The organism is Campylobacter sp. RM15925 (genome assembly GCF_012978775.1).
GTDB classification, from domain to species: Bacteria; Campylobacterota; Campylobacteria; order Campylobacterales; family Campylobacteraceae; genus Campylobacter_A; species Campylobacter_A canis.
The window spans coordinates 26705-46096 of sequence record NZ_LIWP01000015.1; the positions used below are offsets into that span (position 1 = coordinate 26705).

General features: G+C 38.5%; 19 protein-coding genes. 7 read left to right on the forward strand and 12 right to left on the reverse strand.

Annotated features, from left to right (window positions below):
• Nucleotides 1-36: 36 nt before the first annotated feature.
• From purN to tig, 7 genes are read right to left on the reverse strand one after another with little or no spacing between them, the layout of a single operon-like run.
• Nucleotides 37-615 carry a phosphoribosylglycinamide formyltransferase gene (gene purN, locus CDOM15925_RS08620; RefSeq protein WP_169943008.1) on the reverse strand — a complete coding sequence of 193 codons (579 nt, stop codon included), beginning with the start codon at nt 613-615 and terminating at the stop codon, nt 37-39.
• Entirely contained in the window at nt 597-2006 is a 1410-nt protein-coding gene (locus tag CDOM15925_RS08625; protein ID WP_169943009.1) for an NAD(P)H-hydrate dehydratase, read from the reverse strand. The genes purN and CDOM15925_RS08625 overlap by 19 nt, the downstream gene beginning before the upstream one ends.
• Entirely contained in the window at nt 2003-3523 is a 1521-nt protein-coding gene (locus CDOM15925_RS08630; RefSeq protein ID WP_169943010.1) for a YifB family Mg chelatase-like AAA ATPase, read from the reverse strand. Before CDOM15925_RS08630 ends, CDOM15925_RS08625 begins: the two co-directional genes overlap by 4 nt.
• Nucleotides 3520-4038: a peptide deformylase gene (gene def / locus CDOM15925_RS08635; protein WP_169943011.1), complete on the reverse strand. Its 519-nt coding sequence runs from the start codon at nt 4036-4038 to the stop codon at nt 3520-3522. The genes CDOM15925_RS08630 and def overlap by 4 nt, the downstream gene beginning before the upstream one ends.
• Entirely contained in the window at nt 4038-5057 is a 1020-nt protein-coding gene (locus CDOM15925_RS08640) for a GGDEF domain-containing protein (protein WP_169943012.1), read from the reverse strand. Before CDOM15925_RS08640 ends, def begins: the two co-directional genes overlap by 1 nt.
• Nucleotides 5058-5068: 11 nt before the next feature.
• On the reverse strand, nt 5069-5659 hold the full coding sequence (clpP, locus tag CDOM15925_RS08645) for an ATP-dependent Clp endopeptidase proteolytic subunit ClpP (protein WP_169943013.1): 591 nt from the start codon (nt 5657-5659) through the stop codon (nt 5069-5071).
• Nucleotides 5656-7035, reverse strand: coding sequence for a trigger factor (tig, locus tag CDOM15925_RS08650; RefSeq protein WP_169943014.1), 1380 nt, complete (start codon nt 7033-7035; stop codon nt 5656-5658). The genes clpP and tig overlap by 4 nt, the downstream gene beginning before the upstream one ends.
• Nucleotides 7036-7168: 133 nt before the next feature.
• Here tig and folE point away from each other — a divergent pair, with 133 nt between their 5' ends.
• The 7 genes from folE (at nt 7169) to CDOM15925_RS08685 (ending at nt 14283) form a co-directional block, all read left to right on the forward strand.
• Entirely contained in the window at nt 7169-7756 is a 588-nt protein-coding gene (gene folE / locus CDOM15925_RS08655; RefSeq protein WP_169943015.1) for a GTP cyclohydrolase I FolE, read from the forward strand.
• Complete coding sequence (fliI, locus tag CDOM15925_RS08660; protein ID WP_169943016.1) at nt 7756-9060, forward strand: flagellar protein export ATPase FliI; 1305 nt, start codon at nt 7756-7758, stop codon at nt 9058-9060. The genes folE and fliI overlap by 1 nt, the downstream gene beginning before the upstream one ends.
• A gap of 349 nt (nt 9061-9409) precedes the next feature.
• A complete protein-coding gene (locus tag CDOM15925_RS08665) occupies nt 9410-10024 on the forward strand; it encodes a hypothetical protein (RefSeq protein ID WP_169943017.1) in 615 nt (204 codons plus the stop codon).
• A gap of 508 nt (nt 10025-10532) precedes the next feature.
• Nucleotides 10533-11723, forward strand: coding sequence for a NifS family cysteine desulfurase (locus CDOM15925_RS08670; RefSeq protein ID WP_169943018.1), 1191 nt, complete (start codon nt 10533-10535; stop codon nt 11721-11723).
• Between the two features lie 69 nt (nt 11724-11792).
• Nucleotides 11793-12785, forward strand: a complete 993-nt coding sequence (locus CDOM15925_RS08675) for an iron-sulfur cluster assembly scaffold protein (RefSeq protein ID WP_169943019.1) — start codon at nt 11793-11795, stop codon at nt 12783-12785.
• A gap of 338 nt (nt 12786-13123) precedes the next feature.
• Nucleotides 13124-13546, forward strand: coding sequence for a TOBE domain-containing protein (locus CDOM15925_RS08680; protein WP_169943020.1), 423 nt, complete (start codon nt 13124-13126; stop codon nt 13544-13546).
• Between the two features lie 167 nt (nt 13547-13713).
• Nucleotides 13714-14283, forward strand: coding sequence for a YceI family protein (locus CDOM15925_RS08685; RefSeq protein WP_169943021.1), 570 nt, complete (start codon nt 13714-13716; stop codon nt 14281-14283).
• A 76-nt stretch (nt 14284-14359) separates the two neighbouring features.
• Here the strand turns inward: CDOM15925_RS08685 and CDOM15925_RS08690 are convergent, their stop codons facing one another.
• The 5 genes from CDOM15925_RS08690 to CDOM15925_RS08710 all read right to left on the reverse strand — a co-directional run.
• Nucleotides 14360-15154, reverse strand: a complete 795-nt coding sequence (locus CDOM15925_RS08690; protein ID WP_169943022.1) for a class I SAM-dependent methyltransferase — start codon at nt 15152-15154, stop codon at nt 14360-14362.
• A 91-nt stretch (nt 15155-15245) separates the two neighbouring features.
• A complete protein-coding gene (locus CDOM15925_RS08695; RefSeq protein WP_169943023.1) occupies nt 15246-15983 on the reverse strand; it encodes an ABC transporter ATP-binding protein in 738 nt (245 codons plus the stop codon).
• The gene (locus CDOM15925_RS08700; protein WP_169943024.1) at nt 15983-16984 is read right to left on the reverse strand and encodes a FecCD family ABC transporter permease; all 1002 of its coding nucleotides are present in this window, start codon (nt 16982-16984) and stop codon (nt 15983-15985) included. Before CDOM15925_RS08700 ends, CDOM15925_RS08695 begins: the two co-directional genes overlap by 1 nt.
• 81 nt (nt 16985-17065) lie before the next feature.
• Nucleotides 17066-18109, reverse strand: coding sequence for an ABC transporter substrate-binding protein (locus CDOM15925_RS08705; protein ID WP_169943025.1), 1044 nt, complete (start codon nt 18107-18109; stop codon nt 17066-17068).
• A gap of 144 nt (nt 18110-18253) precedes the next feature.
• The coding region (locus tag CDOM15925_RS08710) for a TonB-dependent receptor (RefSeq protein ID WP_169943026.1) at nt 18254-19392 on the reverse strand (1139 nt) is incomplete at its 5' end.

Below are 19392 nucleotides of genomic sequence, written 5' to 3' on the forward strand. Positions count from 1 at the left end.
GTATCGTATTTGCAAAATGCAAATTTTATAAAATATCTACGCTTTACAAAGAATTTTTACTATGCTTTCAGGCAAAATTTCATGCTCTATGGCGTGGATTTTTGCCTCAAATTCTTCAAGACTCATATCATAGGTTTTCTCAAAAGCTCTTTGCATTATGAGCTTCCCGCCGTCAAGCTCTTCATTTACATAATGCACACTAACACCTCCTACCAACATCTCGCTTTCAAAGCTCTCCTTGATAGCATGAGCCCCTTTAAAAAGCGGTAAAAGCGACGGATGAAGGTTGATGGCTTTTACGTTAGTCGTAAAAATAGGAGTTAAAATCCTCATAAATCCTGCAAGAACCGTTAAATCAATATCATGCTTTTTAATCTCACTAACTAACGCCGCATCAAATTCCTCGCGCGAACTAAATTTCGTATGTTCTATAATCACGCTTTCAAGCCCGTATTTACGAGCTCGCTCTATGCCGTAAGCGTTAGCTTTGTTTGTGATTGTTAGCGCGACTTGGATTTTGATGTCGTTAAAAATTTTATTATGAACTCTTTGAAGGATAGCTTCTAAATTTGAACCGCTTCCGCTAAATAAAACCGCTATTTTTTTCGTAACCATTTAAGCCCTTTTATGATATCTTTAGGAGTTATCGAGTAGTTGTTTCGCTTTGATTTTCGCACGCTTAAAGCATGTGCCAAAATACCGCTTATAGCCGCATCAAGCGTAGTGTATCTTTGAGCGAGTAAAGCGATAATTATGCCACTTAGCGCATCTCCGCTTCCCGCTTTTGCAAGCGCTGCGCTGCCATAAGGCATCAGGTAAATTTTCCCCTCAAAAGCAATTATGGTGTTAGCACCTTTTAAAACTAACACATTTGGAAATTTTTTGCTCCACATTCTGGCAAGTTCAAATCGATTTCCTTGAACCTCTTGCACACTAAATTTGCCAAATCCGCCAAGCTCTAAAAGCGAACAAAATTCCTTCGGATGAGGAGTTATCACTATCTCTTTTTTTGATTTTAAAAGCTCTATAGCAAGCTCTTCGTAGCACATATCAGCATCAAGCACTAACGCCTTTTTGCTTTTAAGCGTGTTAAAAAGCTCTATTTTTTTAGCGTTATCAAGCTTTCCAAGCCCCATTCCAAGAGCTCCGTAAGCCATTTTTTCAGTTATTGAGCTTACATTCATCAAAAGTGGATCGGTTATTAAATTCTTAGACTCACTAACGATACTAACAAGCCCTGCTCCCATAGCTAAAGCCGATTTACCGGCTATTTGAGCAGCTCCGCTAAGCTCACCGCTAACTATAAAAACATGCCCGAATTCACTCTTGTTAGTGTTAGCTTTAGTTCTAAAAGGCAAATTCATATCGCTTTTTAAAAGCCTGAAAGTATCGGTTGCTCCTTCAAATTTACTAGCTGCAAGCCCCAAATCAGCCACTTTTATCTTGCCTGTAAAATCTTTAGCAAAATCAGAATAAAGTCCGATTTTAGCAGCTCCCATAGTTATAGTTACGTCGGATTTAAAAACGGCGCCGCAACTATTTCCAAGCTCATTAAGCCCGCTTGGGATGTCGCATGCTATCTTGTAAGCTTTTATTTCGTTTAAAGAATTTATCAGATTTATCGTTTTTTTATCCAAATTTCGATTAAGTCCCGAGCCAAAAATCCCGTCGATAACGCATTTATATTTGCCTATTTTTTTAACGGGTTTAACTCCGAGCTTAAATGCCATATCAAGCTGGGTTTTAAGCATCTCGTTTTGCTTATCAAATGCCAAAAAGAGCTCACACTCATACTCGCCGCTTAACATTCTAAGAGCGGCTACTACGTCTGCAGCGTTATTTCCGCTACCGCAAACTCCTAAAATTTTTGCACCCTTCTTAACTCTCTTGCGCACATGTTTTGCAAGAGCATTTGCGGCATTTTCCATCAAAATTTCGTTGCTTAAACCAAATTTTAAGCAAGCCGTTTCATCAAGCTTGGAAGTGTTTAAAAACAGTTTTTTCATGCCTCGCTCCTTACGCGAAAGCTTAAAGCCTCCAAGATATGAGGCTTTTTGATAATCTGCGAGCCGTCAAGATCGGCAATCGTGCGAGCTACTTTTAGAGTTTTATTTATGCCTCTTTGAGTAAGAGCAAATCGCCCGATAGACATATCCAGCACGCTTTTAGCTTCACTATCGCAAACGCAAAATTTAGCTATCTCCTCATCGCTTAACTTGCCGTTTAGCTCGCTTTGACCTCGCTTCATCTGCACCTCAAAAACTCGCAAAACTTCACGCTGCATATCGGCACTCGCGACATCGCTCTTATCGCTACTTGCAACCTCGTCCATAAGCACGTGCAAGTCGATCCTGTCCAGAAGAGGATCGGAAATTTTAGCCTTGTATCGCTTGATATCGGTTTCTAAACATCTGCAGTTTAGCTGCTTTGAAAGCAAATTTCCGCACGGGCATGGATTCATAGCGCCCACAAACATAAATTTCGTCTTGTAGGTTATCTTGGAATTTACTCTTGAGATGTGAATTTGGTTATCTTCAAGCGGCTCTCGAAGGCTTTCTAAAATTTGCTTGCCAAAGTGCGGAAGCTCGTCAAAAAACAAAATTCCGCCGTTTGCAAGAGCGACCTCGCCTATCCTTGCACTTGCCGTTCCGCCTCCAAAGATAGAGCTTTTAGTCGATGTATGATGCGGGCTTCTAAAAGCTCTAAGCGCGCTAAACTCATGATCTTGTAAATTTAGCGACGAGTATGCCGCACTGAGTAAAATTTCATCCAAATTTTGAGGCGGCAATATATATCTTAAGCGTTTTGCGCTCATGCTTTTACCACACCCCGGGCTTCCTTCAAAGATGATATTGTGCATACCGCAAGCTGCTATAAGGCAGGCTCTTTTAGCTCTGGCTTGACCTTTTACGTCTTTGAAGTCAAGATCAAATTTTGAGTTTATAACATAATTTTTACCGCAAATTTGAGTCAAATTTGCAAATAAAGGATGGGTATCTTTTACTAAACACTGCTTCTTAAATTCGTCATCAAGAAAAAATTTGATCGCTTCATCAAGCCTATTTACGGCATAAATTTCCAAATTTGGTATCATACCTGCGCTATTTGCTATCTCTTTTGGAACTAAAACTTTAGCCTTTTTAACACTTGCGCTTAGAAATAGCAGTATAGAAAAAAGAGTTGTCGTACTCTTAACGCTTCCGTCAAGTCCAAGCTCGCCAAATACGAAAAATTCGCTAAAATTTCCGGCTTCTTTTTGTAAAGCTATCAAAAGCGCGATAGGCAGATCAAAATGACTTCCCGTCTTTGGCATATCCGAAGGAGAAAGATTTATGATGATTTTTTGTGCGGGAAAGGAGAAATTCTGAGCAAGAAGGGCTGATTTAACCCTTGCTTCACTCTCTTTTATGCTTGCGCTTGCAAGCCCTACGATGCTAAGTGCGGGAAGACCTCTGTTAAAGGTTGATTCAACATCAACGATCCTTAGCTCGTCGGTGTAAGTCGCGCACTTTAGCGATTTCATAGATTTTTATCTCGAAGCTTCTTATACTCTTTATCAAATTTTTTTCGTTTATTGTAACCGATTTTTTCTATAAACAGATGTCCGTCAAGATGATCCATCTCGTGCTGAATAGCTACGGCTAAAAGCCCGTCCGCTTCAAGCTCACACTCTTTGCCGTGCCTATTTTGATATCCTAGAGTTATCTTTTCGGCACGCTTTACTTCCTCGTAAAATCCTGGCACGCTAAGGCAGCCTTCTTGGAAAATTTGCTCGCCTTCTTTACGTAATATTTTCGGATTTATTATCTCAAGCAAATCGGCTCTTTCTTGAATTTCAGTTTCTTCATTTACTAAATTTATAATGAGCGCACGAATAGGATTTTTTACCTGAATCGCCGCCAACCCAATTCCGTTTTTGGCTATCATCGTATCATACATATCGTCTAAAAATTTATGCAAATTTTCATCAAACTCGTTCACCTCAACCGATCTTTGATATAACCTCTTATCGGGATAAGTTAAAATTTCAAGTACCATTATTTACTCTCTACGATTACATATTTTTCAAGGCTTCTGCCACTTTTTATAAGGCTGTCAAGAGTTTGTGAAAGCACTTCTTCGACCGTTTTTGTAGTATTTAGATCACAAACGGCTATCTCCATATCGATTTCAAATTCCTCGTCGCTTATTAAAAACGTAGCCGCATAAAACATATCGGCAATCCGTTCGCAAGCCTTTTTCGCGCCCTCTATATCTGTATGCTTCATAAGCATGGCAAAAATTCCATCTCCATAGTGAGCTAATATATCGCTTCTTCTTGAAGTTTTTAGCAAAAATCTTGAGATATTTTTTAGCACTATTTGCTTATCTCTAACTCCAAGCATATCAACGGCACTATCTTTTGGTTTTACAAGCATGAAAGATGAGTTATATCCGTATTTTTTGACATACTTCATCTCTGAAGTCATGGTTTTTAGGAAAAATTTCTTGTTATAAAGATCAAATTGAGGATCATAAATTGACTGCTCTTCAACTACCTTAAAAACCCTGCTTATCTCTTCATAGTTCGTTTTGATAACGTCTATATGCTTGTTCATAAGCGTATTTAGCTTGTCTAAATCCTCATTAAAAGCGCTAAATACATTTTGCACGGTGAGCAAATTAGCATTTGATTCAAGGCTATCGGAGCGTTTTTTAATGATAGTTTTCATTATGCCTAAATTTTTATAGATAAGCGCAACAGCTTGAAGCATACTCTTTATCTGAGCAAAACTCTGCTTAATCTCTCGCTCAATGTAAATTTGTCTATCGTCTTCGATTCTGCCTATCTCATCTTCAATCTCTATGATCTCGCCCATCTTTTTTTTAAATTCATCGGGCTTTTTTTCAAGCATTTTTTCAAAAAAGATCGAATAATTTTTAGGAATGGAAGGGATATTCTCTTCGTTTAGCTCTTTGATGATATCTTCGGAAAAATCATAGATATTAAACTCGACTTGATCTTTTTCCTTGATAGTTACGGTATTTTCAGCCTTTTTTTTATTAACTTTAATCAAATTTAACCTCGTTATTTAAAGCTTTTCTCCAAAACTTTATCGATTAGCCCGTACTCTTTAGCTTCAAACGAACTCATGAAAAAGTCCCTATCGGTATCTTTTGCTATTTTGCTTAATTTTTGACCCGTGTTTTTAGCCAAGATAGAGTTTAAAATTTCTTTCATACGTAAAATTTCTTTAGCTTGAATTTCTATATCGGTAGCTTGACCTCTAGCACCGCCCAAAGGCTGGTGTATCATGATGCGAGAATTTGGAAGCGCATATCTTTTGCCGGGAGTTCCACAACTTAACAAAAAAGCCCCCATTGATGCGGCTTGACCTATGCAGATCGTGCAAACATCGGGCTTTATATAGTTCATCGTATCATATATACTAAAGCCGCTTGTGATAACTCCGCCGGGGCTGTTTATGTATAGGTAGATATCTTTATCGGGATCTTCGGCCTCTAAAAACAGCATTTGAGCCACGATAGAAGAGGCTATACCGTCTTCTATCTCTCCGCTTAGCATTACGATACGATCTTTTAATAGGCGAGAATATATATCATAACTTCTCTCGCCTTTGCTTGTTCGCTCGATTACGTATGGGACGTAATAGCTCATTTATCCGCCTTTTTTGTTGTCTTTTTTTCAGTTTTTGGTTCGTCTTTTTCTTTAGCCGCTTTTTTAGGCTCTTTTTCAGCTTTTTCTTCTTTTTTATCAAACATCTCGTTAAATAGCTTTTCTTCTATCATAGACATTTTTATAGCCGGTAAAACTTCTTGGTTTTTGTAGTTTTCAAGGTGTTGTTTCGGATCAAGTCCTGATCTGTAAGCCTCAAAATAAACAGCTTGGATAAGCTCTTGATCGCTTACGGCTACATTTCTTCTTCTAGCAAGCTCATCTATGATAAACGTTAGTTTTACGCTCTTTTGCGCATCTTCGCGGAATGTCTCGCGCTTTTTAGTTAGAGCGTCTTTATCGTCTCTGAAGCTCTTCATCTCATCTTCGCTAAAGCCGTTCCATGCACCGCGGAATTGCATATCTATCTCTTGTTCTACGATGTTTTTTGGTATATCGAATTTATACTTTTCGACTATGGCTTCTGCGAATTTCGGCTTAAGCTCTTCGTTAACCAGCTTGTATTGCTTATCGGCTCTGATTTGATCTTTGATTCTCTCTTCAAGAAGCTCAACGCTAGCGTTTTCTTCATTTGGCATAAGTTGTTTTAAAAGCTCTGCGTCTATCTCTTTTGCTACATTTTTGCCTTGAATTTCATGGAGTTTTACTTTAAACACGGCCGGTTTGCCTGCTAAATTTGGCGCACCGTATTCAGCTGGAAATGTTACTTCTACATCTTTTTCTTCACCGACTTTTAGACCGATCATTCCATCTTCAAAGCCAGGTATAAACTGACCTGAGCCTATCTCAAGCACATATCCTTCAGCCTTGCCGCCGTCAAACGCAACGCCGTCTACGAAACCTTCAAAATCAAATTTAGCAAAGTCGCCTTTTTCTAGCTTTTTCTTATCAACTTTCTCAAGCGGAGCTACCATTTTTAAAAGTTCGTCTTTTTTCTCGTCAATCTCTTTTTTCATAACGCGAGGAGTTGAAAATTCAGGTATAAGCTCTTCGTATCCGTCCAAATTTACGACAGGTTTAAATGAAATTTCTATCTCGGTATCGATAGCGCCCTCTTCTCTTTCGAATTTTATAAACATCGGCTCGCCGATAACCTCATCTGTTTTTCTATTAAGCTCTTTTAAAGCGGCGTCTATAAGATCTTTTAAAGCGTCTTGTTCCGCATCGCTGGTTAGCTCTTTTTCGTATCTTTTTAAGACTAAATTTACAGGCACTTTACCGACTCTAAAGCCTTCCATTTTCATATTTTTAGCTGCTTTTTTAGCAAGATTTTCAAGCTTTGATTTTATCTCTTCGCTTGAGATTTTAGCCGTTACCGAAGCGTTGGCAGTGTCTATAACTTTGGTTTTGAGTTCCATTTATTTCCTTTTAAAAATAAAAATTTTCTAATGAATATATCAAATTTTTCCTTATTAGTTGTATAAATTTGAAATTTATCAATGCAAAAGGCGCTTTAATGTAAAATGTGGCTAAATTTTAAGGAAATCAAAAATGCAAGAAAATCGGCAAAAAATTAGCTTTGAAAATTCGGTTAAAAACATGCTTGAGATAATCGGCGAGGACGTAAATAGAGAAGGTCTTATCAAGACTCCCGAAAGAGTTTTTAAAGCATTTAAATTTCTAACTCAAGGCTATGAACAAGATCCAAAAGAGGTGCTAAACGACGCGCTTTTTGAAAGTTCAAACAACGAAATGGTTTTGATGAGGGATATTGAATTTTATAGCCTTTGCGAGCATCATCTGCTTCCTATAATCGGGCGCGTTCATGTGGCGTATATACCCGACGGCAAGGTTGTGGGGCTTAGCAAACTTCCTCGCATGGTAAATATCTTTGCAAGAAGGCTTCAAATTCAAGAGCAGATGACCGAACAGATCGCAAGCGCGATTCAAGAAGTTATCAAACCAAAAGGCGTTGGTGTGGTGATAGAAGCAAGGCATATGTGCGTGGAGATGAGAGGAGTTGAAAAGATAAACTCAACTACCACGACTTCGGCGTTAAGAGGAATTTTTATCAAAAATGCGGACACCAGAAGAGAGTTTTTCGCTCTTATAAATTCTCCAAAAGAGGTGAGATTCTAGTGAGTTTACAGCGTCTAAAATCCAAGCTAAACTCAAATTTATCCCTTTCAAACGTCTTTGGAGTGATAAATAAAATTTCATCAACTACTATTGAAATTTCAGGGCTTCGTCCAAGCATTGGCGATATCGTCCAGATCGTAGCGCGCGACAAAAGCAAAAGAGGTCTTGGCATGGTTACCGAGATCAAACAAGACGGAGCTTTTATATCGCCGTTTGGATTTGTCGAGGGCTACAAGATAGGAGATCTTGTCTATCTAAGCGATCAAGGCATGAAAATCCCTGTCGGAGATGCGCTTCTTGGGCGCGTAGTGGATCCATTTATGAGTCCTAAAGACGGCAAGGGGGCTATTTATACCGATGATTTTGCTCCCATCATGAAAGCGCCGATTGACGCTATGAAAAGAGGTCTTATAGATGAGATTTTTAGCGTAGGAGTTAAGAGCATAGACGCGCTTTTAACTTGCGGTAAAGGTCAAAAGCTGGGAATTTTCGCAGGAAGCGGGGTTGGTAAAAGTACTCTAATGGGCATGATCGTAAAAAATTCCGAGGCTCCCGTTAAAGTAGTAGCGCTCATTGGCGAAAGAGGTCGCGAAGTGCCTGAATTTATCGAAAAAAACTTGCATGGAGATCTAAGCGGAACGGTGCTTGTAGTAGCTACGAGCGATGATAGCCCTCTTATGCGAAAATACGGCGCATTTTGCGCTATGAGCGTGGCGGAATACTTCAAAAACCAAGGCAAAGACGTGCTGTTTATCATGGATAGCGTGACAAGATTTGCCATGGCGCAGCGCGAGATAGGGCTAGCGCTTGGCGAGCCGCCTACATCTAAGGGGTATCCGCCTTCCGTGCTTACGCTACTTCCGCAGCTAATGGAGCGGGCGGGAAAAGAAGAAGGAAAAGGCTCTATCACGGCGTTTTTTACGGTTTTGGTTGATGGAGATGACATGAGCGATCCGATAGCCGATCAAAGCCGCTCCATACTTGACGGACACATCGTGCTAAGCAGGGAACTAACGGACTTTGGAATCTATCCGCCGATAAATATCCTAAACTCGGCTTCGCGCGTGATGAACGATCTAATCACGCCCGAACACAAGGCAAACGTGGCTAAATTTAAAAGATTTTATTCACTTATAAAAGAAAATGAAATTTTGCTTCGTATCGGAGCTTACCAAAAAGGCAACGACAAAGAGCTTGATGCGGCGATCTCAAAGCGAGAATTCATCGATAAATTCCTTAAGCAAGACGAAGATGAAGGCTTTAGCTTTGAAACAAGTCAAGAGATGCTAAAAGAGATAAATTAAGCGCAAAACAGCGCTATAATCTTAGCTTAAAATTTGCACTTTAATTTCTTTTTTATCGAGTCTACGAAAAGCTAAATTTATAACTTCCAAACCAAGCAAGGCTTAAAATTTGAGTCGTTTCAGAATAAATTTCAAATTTATAGCCTCACTGTTTATGCACAAAAGCCCGATAATGACGCAGCAAAATCCTAAATGTAAAAATTTATAATATAATACTCATTACAAAGAATTTAATATATAGTGGCGCAAGCTAAACCAAACAATACCGACAAATCAATCGAATTTGCGGGATAAAAAGGAGTTTGGTATGAAATTTATACAAAAATACGGTGAATTTTAAGGCATTAAGATGCTGATAATATATCCGTTTTATCTTTTGATCTGCATTTTTATCTTCATATTTGCCATCAAAAAGATGAATTTAAACAAATTTATAGGCTCTTTTATACTGATAATAGCTCTTTTAACCCCTTGGAGCTTTTATCTAATCGCAAAAATTCTAACCGTTAGCTACTGCAAAACGGCTCAAAATTTTATGTTTGAACTGCACGAAAATCCTAGCTTTTTATTTACCGATTATGCGTTATATAACGAGGCTAAATTTTCTTGTGAAAAAGCAGGCAAGCACGCCAGAATCGGATTTGTAAAAAGAGAAAATATAACCGTAATAACATGCGATCCGGAAGATAAAAATATAATCCCTTTAAGCGGGTATAGCCTGTTTGATTTTAACGTAACTGCCGAAAAGATAGGATTTTTGCCTCTGATGCAAAATTTTATAGACGGCAAGAGAGTGGTTGTGGTTGATAACAAAAGCCAGAAAAAAGTAGCCTCGAACACATCTATCGTAAATAGCTATCATAGCGCTTTTTTAAACGAAAAAAACGGCGAATTTCTGTTTCAAAGCGGTGAAGCATGCGGAGATATGCTCGGCTTTTACGAAAGGCTGTTTTATCCAAGATGATTTTATATATCTTATATCTCAAAACTTTATGTTTAAAAGTAACAAAATATAAATTTCTCAAATAAAATTACGCATTAAGAGAAGTTAAATTCGAGCTATGGTGATTTTATATTGAAATACTTTAAGCTTACACAAGCTCATGGCTCTTAAAAAGCATAAAAGCCGTGTAAATAAAATAAAGCGAGTGAGAAAAATCTTTTGATGGGACAAATCTTTAAAAATTTAAGAGATAAATTGTAAAATATCTATGAAATTTAAGAAATTCCCGCCTGAAATCTTAAAAAAATTTATTAATTTTAAAAGCGCTAAATCTCAAATAATGGGTGCTTGTAGTTCAATTGCGAATAATTCATAAATTGATAAAGAATTTCAATATAAATTCAATATCAAAATCATCCCAAATTTGAAAAAATTAAGCCTAAATTTTAAACTAAATTTTATGCAATTTGTTATAATATCCTGAAAAAATAAAAAAGGATAAAATCTATCCTAATTAAAAGGCAAAAATTTGAGAGTTTATCTAGATAACAACGCAACTACGATGGTTGATCCCGAAGCTTTCGAGCTCATGAAACCGTTTTATTGCGAAAAATATGGAAACCCAAACTCGCTTCATAGATTTGGCAGCGAAACTCACCCTGCTTTGCGCCGCGCAATGGATCAGCTTTATACGGCCTTTAACGCTAGGGATAAAGACGATATCATCGTAACAAGCTGCGCGACAGAGAGTAATAACTGGGTTATAAAAGGCGTATTTTTTGATCATATGTTAAATAAAGACAAAGATCATATCATAATCAGTTCTGTAGAACACCCGGCGACTGGCGCGGCATGCGAATTTTTGAAGCAATTTGGCATAAGAGTAAGCCACATTCCAGTTGATGAAAACGGGCTTTTAGATCCAAACGATTTAAGAAATTTGATAGATGAAAAGACCGCACTTGTAAGCGTAATGTGGGCAAACAACGAAACGGGGACAATTTTTCCAGTTAAGGAGCTTGCGGCTATAGCGCACGAATACGGCGCGCTCTTTCACACCGATGCCACACAAACGGTCGGCAAGATAAAAATAGACGTGCAAGATATAAATATGGATTTTATGAGTTTTTCCGCACACAAATTTCACGGTCCAAAAGGTATCGGCGGTCTTTATATCAAAAATTCTCAGCCGCTTACCAGCTTGCTTCACGGAGGCGAGCATATGGGCGGCAGAAGAAGCGGAACGCTTGACGTAGCAGGCATCGTAGGTATGGCGCAAGCGCTGGAAAACAGCAACAAACTAATGGAATTTGAAAATTTACACGTTAGAAAATTAAGAGACAAGCTTGAAGACGCTCTACTTGAAATTCCTGAAATTTCAGTTGTGGGAGATAGAGCTCATCGCTTGCCAAACACTATTTTAGCCGCAGTTAAAGGCGTTGAAGGCGAAGCTATGCTTTGGGATTTAAACCAAGCTGGTATTGCCGCTTCTACGGGTTCTGCTTGTGCGAGCGAAACGCTTGAGAGCAACCCTATAATGGAAGCGATCGGTGCTGACAAGGAGCTTGCACATACGGCTTTAAGGCTATCCCTTTCAAGATTTAACACCGAAGAAGAGATTGATTACGCGATAGTGCATATCAAAAAAGCGGTTGAAAGATTAAGAGCGATTTCAAGTACGTTTGCTTATACGCCGGATTGGCACGTAAGCGGGCTTTAATAAATTTATAAATTTAAAAAGAAGGAGCTGATTTAGCCAAGTTGCTAAACAAGCCTCAAAAGGAATAAAATGGCAAAACACGATTTAATCGGTGGCTCGATTTGGGATGAATACTCACAAAAAGTTCAAGACCTAATGAATAGCCCTCGCAATATGGGACAGATAACCGAAGAAGAAGCAAAAGAGCGTGGCGGCAAACTTATAATCGCCGATTTTGGCGCAGAGAGTTGCGGCGATGCGGTGAGGCTTTATTGGTTGGTTGATGAAAAAACAGATATCATCATGGACGCGAAATTCAAAAGCTTCGGCTGTGGAACGGCGATAGCAAGCTCTGATACTATGGCTGAGCTTTGTATCGGCAAGACTGTTGATGAGGCGGTAAAAATCACAAATATAGACGTGGAAAAGGCGATGAGAGACGATCCTGAAACTCCTGCCGTCCCGCCTCAAAAGATGCACTGCTCGGTAATGGCTTATGATGTCATCAAAGCGGCTGCGGCAAGCTACAAAGGAGTAAATCCCGAGGATTTTGAAGATGAGATCATAGTTTGCGAATGCGCCAGAATAAGTCTTGGCACGATTCGCGATGTAATCAGAATGAATGACTTAAAAACGGTCGAAGAGATAACTCAATACACCAAAGCGGGTGCATTTTGTAAATCCTGCATTAAGCCGGGCGGACACGAAAAAAGAGAGTATTATCTGGTTGATATCCTAGCAGAAACCAGAGCTCAGATGGAAGCTGAGAAGCTAAAAGCCATCGCGGACGCTAAAATTTCAGGAAACGATAGCGATTTGGCATTTGAAGAGCTTACGGTAGTAGGTCAGCTTAAAGCGGTTGAAGCGGTTATAGATGCCGAAATTCGCCCTATGCTTATGATGGACGGCGGAAATATGGAAATTCTTGATATCAAGAAAAACGACAAAGGCATTATCGATATCTACATCCGATATCTTGGGGCTTGCTCGGGATGTGCAAGCGGTTCGGGCGGAACGCTATATGCGATCGAAAACGTGCTGCAAGAAAATTTAAGCCAAAATATCAGGGTCTTACCTATTTGATTTAATATACACTGACGGCTTTGGAGTTAAATTTGACTTCCAAAAGCCGTCGATCTATCTTTCAATAAGCCAAATTTCTTATTAAATAACTCGAATTTAAAATAATTTATATAATTAAACCGAATTTGGCTGTCTGAATTTATATTTAAATTTTAAATTTGAAATATTTATTTTAAACATTTTAGTGATAAGATCGCGAATTTACGAAGCTTTTAAAGTATTATCAAAAATCAAATTAAATTATTTTTCTATATAATTTTATTTTAAGTTTTGCCAAAGTTTAGGCTGTTAAGATTTCACAAAGATTTAAAAATCGAACTAAAAACAAAGGATTTAAGATGTCATTCAGCGCAAGAAATCAACTTCAAGCAGAGATCGTTGAAGTAAAAACAGGTGTTGTAAATTCACTTATCGTAAGTAAACTCCAAGGCGAACAGATAGTAAAAGCAACAGTTACAGTCGAGTCTGAAAAAGCCCTTGATCTTAAAGTTGGCAAAAAAGTCGTTTATCTATTTAAAGCCTCAAGTATAATTGTCGCAAAAGGCGAAAACGAGCTTAAATTAAGCGCAACTAATCAAATCAAGGGTAAAGTTGTCAGCGTTAAAGAGGGTGCGGTAAATTCAGAGATAGACATCAAGATAGCAGGCGGAGATAAGCTAAGCGCTATCATCACAAACGAATCCACCAAAAGCTTGGCCCTTAAAGCCGGTGATGATGTAGTTGCGGTTATCAAAGCAAGCCAAATTATTATCGGTGCTTAATTAATATAAAATTTGTCCGTGCGACTTTGTGCGGACTTTATTTTCATAAATTTATCTTAAATTTAAATTCTAAATTATTAAAATAAAACACAAAATATAACTGATTTATTATTCATTATAAAATATCAAATATAATCTTGAAAATTATTTCAAACAAGGATATATTAATGAAAAAATTAATCAAAATATCGGCTATTGCGGCGCTTTTAGCAAGCTTTAGCTATGCGCAAAATTATGCTATAGACCATGCTCACAGTACATTAGGGTTTCAAGTTAAACACCTTAAAATAGCAAAAGTAAATGGTAAATTTAAAGCTTATGACGCTAAAGTTGATTACGACAAGGCAACAAACGAGCTAAAAATGCTTGAGGTAGCAATAGACACTAAATCAATAGATACAGACAACAAAAAACGTGACGAGCACCTATCTTCAGAGGACTTCTTTGATGCGGGCAAATTTGACAAAATCACTTTTAAAATGACCAAATTTGAAAAAGAAGGCAATGATGAAGGCAACATTTATGGCGACTTGACCATAAGAGGAGTAACAAAACCCGTAAAACTTGACTTTGAATACGGTGGAGACACTAAAGATCACCACGGAAATGAAAAAATCGGCTTTAGCATCACAGGCGAAGTCATGAGAAAAGACTTCAACGTAGGCTCAAATTTTGGAGATGCTATGATCTCTGAAAAAGTAAAAATTCAAGTCGACGTAGAAGCTGCGGCAAAATAATTTCATACACAAATTTGACCTTTTAAAAAGGTCAAATTTTCTTCATATATCCTAAATAAATTTTACAACTCAAATTTCAGACATCAACTCGCACAAACGCCCAAATCATAGGCTCATTCTTAAGCTCATAGCCTTCGTTAAAATAGTTTCTCAAACGCTCTTTTTCGACATCGCTTAACTCGTTTCCTATACCCCAAGTTACTTTTTTGATAAGCTCCTCTGCACTTGTGGCAACGGAATGCTTGTTTTCGCTTTTTATAAAATCAAGCCTTGGCAGATAACCCATCTGAGCCAAGATATTTACAAGATAGATATAATCAGGCTTTGGCTCAACCTCTTTTTGCATAGCTCGTAAAATTTCCTCATCGACGAAGCTGGCTCCCACTTTAAAAGTGATATAAACAGCATTTTTCGCCTTTGAGATGAGCTTAGCGAGTGCGCCACGCAGATCGTCCACCTCAAGGCAGCGCGAAGCAAATACGATATCGCAGATCGGTACATCGCTCCAGTCGTCTTCAAATGCCTTTTGTGCGGTTTTTATGTTAGTTAAATTTAACTTAGCCGCATTTTGCTCGGTAAATTTAAGCATGTTTTTTGAGTAGTCATAAGCATACACGCTTTTTACTTTAGGCGCTACTTTTAGGCTCAAAGTTCCCGGACCGCAAGCAAAATCAAGTACGCTTTCAACGCCGTTAAAATCAACCCTGCTTAAAAACTCATCGATATAAATGCTATCATGCACGCTCTCGTTCATTCCTGCGGCTTTATTATCCCAGTCCTCTACGCTTTTTGAGCCAAACGAGCTTTTGGCTCGCTGAGCTTTATAAAGCTCGTTAAAGTCGATTTTATCGTAGTTTGAAGGTAGTATCATCATAAATCCTTTGAAATTTTATACAAATTTATCAAATCAAGCCGTATCAAGACAAGCATCTTGCAAGATACAAATTTGGATTTAAAGCAAACTAGAGACTATCTTTATACTTCTCGTAATTTACCCCGTAAATTTTATCTATATTTTGAGCATTTATCAGCTCTTTGCTGCTACCGAAGTTTAAAATTTTGCCATCTTTTAAAAACAGCACCAAATTCGAAACAAATTTCGCGTGCCTTGGATGGTGTGTAGTCTGCACGAAAGTATATCCGTCATCTTTTAGTATCTTTATCATCTCTAAAAGCTTTATTTGATTTCCAAAGTCAAGCCCATTAGTAGGCTCATCCATAAATATCGCCTTTGCGCCTTGAACTAGCGTGCGCGCGATATAAGCAAGCTGCCTTTCGCCACCGCTTACGCGAGTATATGGCTCGTCCTTAAGCTTTAAAATTCCCATCTTATCAAGCGCCTGCTCGGCTAAAATTTTATCTCTTTTGGCAAAATTTGAAAACATCGGCGTCCTGCAAAGCGCCCCCATTAAAACCACATCAAATACGGTGTATTCGTATGACGGCGCATGAGTTTGAGGCACGTAAGCTATAAGACTTGCTAGCGAATTTTTAGAGTATTTTCTCACACTTTTGCCGGTAATTAAAACCTCGCCTTTAAATTTCAAAAACCCGAGCATTATGCGAAGCAAAGTGCTTTTGCCGCTTCCGTTTGCACCCAAAATACTTAAAGTATCTCCTTCGTCTATACCAAAGCTTATGTCATCAAGTATAGTGCGCTCTTTATAAGCAAAACTTAAATTTCTAACCTCTATCAACATCAAAAGCCCTTTTTAGCGTGGCGCAAGATGATGACAAACATAGGAATTCCAAAAAGCGATGTCACTATGCCGATAGGAATTTCAAAGGTAAAAATAAGTCGCGAAAAGCTATCGCAAAAGAGCAAAAAGATCGCACCGATCATTGCCGAGCTTACTAAAACGGCTCTGTTGTCCGCACCATAAACAAACCGTGCTATGTGTGGGACTATAAGCCCGATCCAGCCGATTATCCCAGCAATCGTGACACTTAAAGCGCTTATAAAAGTAGCTACTAAAATAACAAAAATTTTAACTTTCAGCATATTTACGCCAAGGCTTTTTGCCTCCTCTTCGCCAAGGCTTAAAGCGTTTAGATATTTACCGCAAAACGCAAGCAAGATGATGCCCGCAAACATCGGTAAAATCGAAATTTGCATAAAACTTTTTGAAGCAAAGCTAAGGCTTCCCGTTAAAAAATAAGTAATGCTAGGCAGACTATCGTTTGGATCTGCGGCGTATTTCAAAACCGAAAGCAAAGAAGAAAACAATGAGCCGCTTATAACACCGCCAAGAACCAGAACTATAACGCTTCCTTGCCGTGAATAAAGAGCCGAAATAAGCAGCGAAAAGATAACCGCCAAAAAGCCAAAGGCAAAGGTGCTAAACTGAATCAATACGTCACTTAAGCGAAAGAACATCCCAAGAGCCGCTCCAAAGCCCGCACCCGCCAGCACGCCAAGTATCGAAGGTGAAACGAGAGGATTTACAAACATCGCCTGATATGCAGCGCCTGAAATCGCAAGGCTAGCGCCGATCAGCAAGCAGGCCAAAATTCTAGGCAGACGAATTTCACTTAGTAGCGTGTGCATGATCTCAAATTCTTTAAGATCTTTACCGCCTAAAAGGGCCTTAAAGTAAGCTATGTATTCGTTTGCGCTAAAGCCGTATTTGCCAAGCAAAAGCGAAGCAAAAACGCAAGAAAGCAGCAAAAAAAGCAAAAACAAAAATGCTTTTTTACTCATCAATGCTCGCTAATTTTGTACTCAAAAGACTCGCTAAAAGATAAATTTGCCCAAATTTTAACCCAAGCTCATATATTATCTTCATTTTTTCCCTAAAATTCTTATCGCCTGCTCGTCGCTTAACGAGATGTCCAAAAACAGCTTGTAAAACTCTTTGGTTTGGCTTATCATATCAAATTTAAAAGCGTCGGGATAGGCTAAATTTATAAGCCATTTAATCCCTAAAAACCTCATAAAAGAAGGCGGGCGATCAAACCAGCTAAAAGGCTCTCTTGGAATATAATACACTCTTTTGTTTTTTACCGCATCAAGCAAAGCCCACTTGGGATCAGAGTAAATTTTATCGTAAAACTCACGCTCATAAATCAATATCATATCCAGATTATACTTAAGAACCTGCTCAAAGCTTACCTTCACTCGCCCGTAAGAATTTGCATTTTCTTCACCGCATTTATGTACGACTTCACCTCCGCTTTTTGGTATAAGCGTAGCGTGATACGAGCCTTCACACTCGGTTGAAAGACCGTCTTTGCCTTGAGCATAATACATTCTAACTTTTTTAAGACCGTTTTTAGCGATGTAAGCTTCAATTTTCTCAGTCAAATTCAGCGAATTTTGCGCGTATAAAGTAAGCTCTTTGGCTCGCTGCTCTTTGCCGATAACATGACCTAAAATTTCAAAGCTTTGCACGTAGTCTTCTAGGCTTGTAGCACTAAGATAGAGCATCGGCTTTTTGATAGAGCCGAAGACATCTTTCATCTTTTTGCTGTTTTTAGAATTTGCGTTTATGAGAATAAGCTCGGGGTTTATGCGAAGTAGCATCTCGATATTTGGGATCTTGCCCTGCCCGAAAAATCCGCCGACCACGGGCTGATTAAGCACAGACTCTTTTATATACGGTCGCTCGTAGTCGTTCCACTCGAAATTTGAATCGATGATCTTTTCCGGAGCTAACGCATAAAGCAGGTAAAGAAGCGTTGGATTGCTCGCGTAAATTTTACTCGGAGTAGATTTTAAAAGCTCGTAATTATCGCTATTTTCCTCTATATAGCTTTTGATCTCGGTCTCGCTCATGCCAAGAGCGAAAGAAAACGACAGTAGAAAAACCAAGAATTTCTTAAGCATTTTTGATCCTTTGTGGTTGTAGTTTATTTTAAAAATCTAAAATTTTGCTTAAAAGCTTAGATTTTTAAAACTAATTTGGGAGAATTTAAAACTCTCCCAAATTTTAGCTATCAAAAAGTTTGTAAGATAAAGCTTTGGTTGCTACTAAAATTTATATCGAATATTTGAGAAAAATACCCTTCCTTCCTCAGGAAATCCCTCGCGATATTCGTAGTTTTTATCAAACAAATTTGAAATTCCCGCATCGATCATCAAACTTTCAGTCGGTTTATAAGTAAATTTGAAATTTGTTACACCAAAACCGTCCATTTTGGTTATCTCTTGTGATTTTGAATAAAAGCTTGAACTCATGTATTGAGATAGATACAAGCTAAATTTAGGCAGGATTTTAAAATCAACATAAGCAAACGCCTTATGTCTTGGCAAATCTTCTATTTTATCGCTTCTATCTTTGTATTTTGCGCTTATGTAAGTGTAATTACCGCCAAGCTCAAAGCTATCGGTTGCAAAATAATTAGCCCCAAGTTCAAAGCCTTTGTATTCGGCTTTGTCTATGTTTATAGCCTGCTTTAATTTATTTGCGCCCACTGTTACTTCATGCTCGCCGATGGCGTCTTTAACTTTTGAATAAAACACGGCACTTTCAAGTCTCAAATTCTCCCCAAAGCTTCTTTGGTATCCTATCTCGTAGTGATTTGCTACTTCGGGCTTTAAGTAAGGATTTGGCTCGTTTCTGTTAAATCTCTTTGAGTAACGCTCCTTCATGCTTGCAAAATATGTCTTTTTAGCATAGCTAAGACTTAACTCATCGCTTCCGTCAAAGCTGTGTTTAAGTGCCGCTTGATAATTAAAGGCGTGACGTTTGCCGACTTCAAAATCATAAATTCCATACACGTCTCTTCCACCCTGCTTTCTTAAGACTATATAATCCTGCGCACTTACGGCATCTCTCGTGTCATAACTTGCGCCAAGTATTAGTCTTGTCGTATCGGTAAATTTATATGTGTTTTCAAGCCCGAAAGAGTAAGTCTTATCGGCCATTTTTTGCCAAGGCTCCTCGCCTAGCTTTTTGCCGGCATTATTATATATATCGTTTTTTTCTTTATGAACGTCATATTTGTAGCCGGTTGCGAATTTCAAACTGTTTTTATCGTTCATATCCCAGCCAAGCTCCAACCCGCCGCCGTAAGAGTGATCATCATAATAGCTCGGAGTATTTTTTCCATCATGCTTACTCATAGCTTTATCGCCGTAAATTTTTAAAGAATTATTAAATGAGTCGT

What these genes read in the sequence shown, in the direction of transcription:
- CDOM15925_RS08675 (WP_169943019.1), top strand. Translation starts at nt 11,793, where the DNA reads ATGGCAAAACACGATTTAATCGGTGGCTCGATTTGGGATGAATACTCA.
- CDOM15925_RS08680 (WP_169943020.1), top strand. Translation starts at nt 13,124, where the DNA reads ATGTCATTCAGCGCAAGAAATCAACTTCAAGCAGAGATCGTTGAAGTA.
- CDOM15925_RS08705 (WP_169943025.1), bottom strand. Translation starts at nt 18,109, where the DNA reads ATGCTTAAGAAATTCTTGGTTTTTCTACTGTCGTTTTCTTTCGCTCTT.
- CDOM15925_RS08690 (WP_169943022.1), bottom strand. Translation starts at nt 15,154, where the DNA reads ATGATACTACCTTCAAACTACGATAAAATCGACTTTAACGAGCTTTAT.
- CDOM15925_RS08700 (WP_169943024.1), bottom strand. Translation starts at nt 16,984, where the DNA reads ATGAGTAAAAAAGCATTTTTGTTTTTGCTTTTTTTGCTGCTTTCTTGC.
- tig (WP_169943014.1), bottom strand. Translation starts at nt 7,035, where the DNA reads ATGGAACTCAAAACCAAAGTTATAGACACTGCCAACGCTTCGGTAACG.
- CDOM15925_RS08685 (WP_169943021.1), top strand. Translation starts at nt 13,714, where the DNA reads ATGAAAAAATTAATCAAAATATCGGCTATTGCGGCGCTTTTAGCAAGC.
- CDOM15925_RS08695 (WP_169943023.1), bottom strand. Translation starts at nt 15,983, where the DNA reads ATGTTGATAGAGGTTAGAAATTTAAGTTTTGCTTATAAAGAGCGCACT.
- folE (WP_169943015.1), top strand. Translation starts at nt 7,169, where the DNA reads ATGCAAGAAAATCGGCAAAAAATTAGCTTTGAAAATTCGGTTAAAAAC.
- CDOM15925_RS08625 (WP_169943009.1), bottom strand. Translation starts at nt 2,006, where the DNA reads ATGAAAAAACTGTTTTTAAACACTTCCAAGCTTGATGAAACGGCTTGC.
- CDOM15925_RS08665 (WP_169943017.1), top strand. Translation starts at nt 9,410, where the DNA reads ATGCTGATAATATATCCGTTTTATCTTTTGATCTGCATTTTTATCTTC.
- def (WP_169943011.1), bottom strand. Translation starts at nt 4,038, where the DNA reads ATGGTACTTGAAATTTTAACTTATCCCGATAAGAGGTTATATCAAAGA.
- clpP (WP_169943013.1), bottom strand. Translation starts at nt 5,659, where the DNA reads ATGAGCTATTACGTCCCATACGTAATCGAGCGAACAAGCAAAGGCGAG.
- CDOM15925_RS08630 (WP_169943010.1), bottom strand. Translation starts at nt 3,523, where the DNA reads ATGAAATCGCTAAAGTGCGCGACTTACACCGACGAGCTAAGGATCGTT.
- purN (WP_169943008.1), bottom strand. Translation starts at nt 615, where the DNA reads ATGGTTACGAAAAAAATAGCGGTTTTATTTAGCGGAAGCGGTTCAAAT.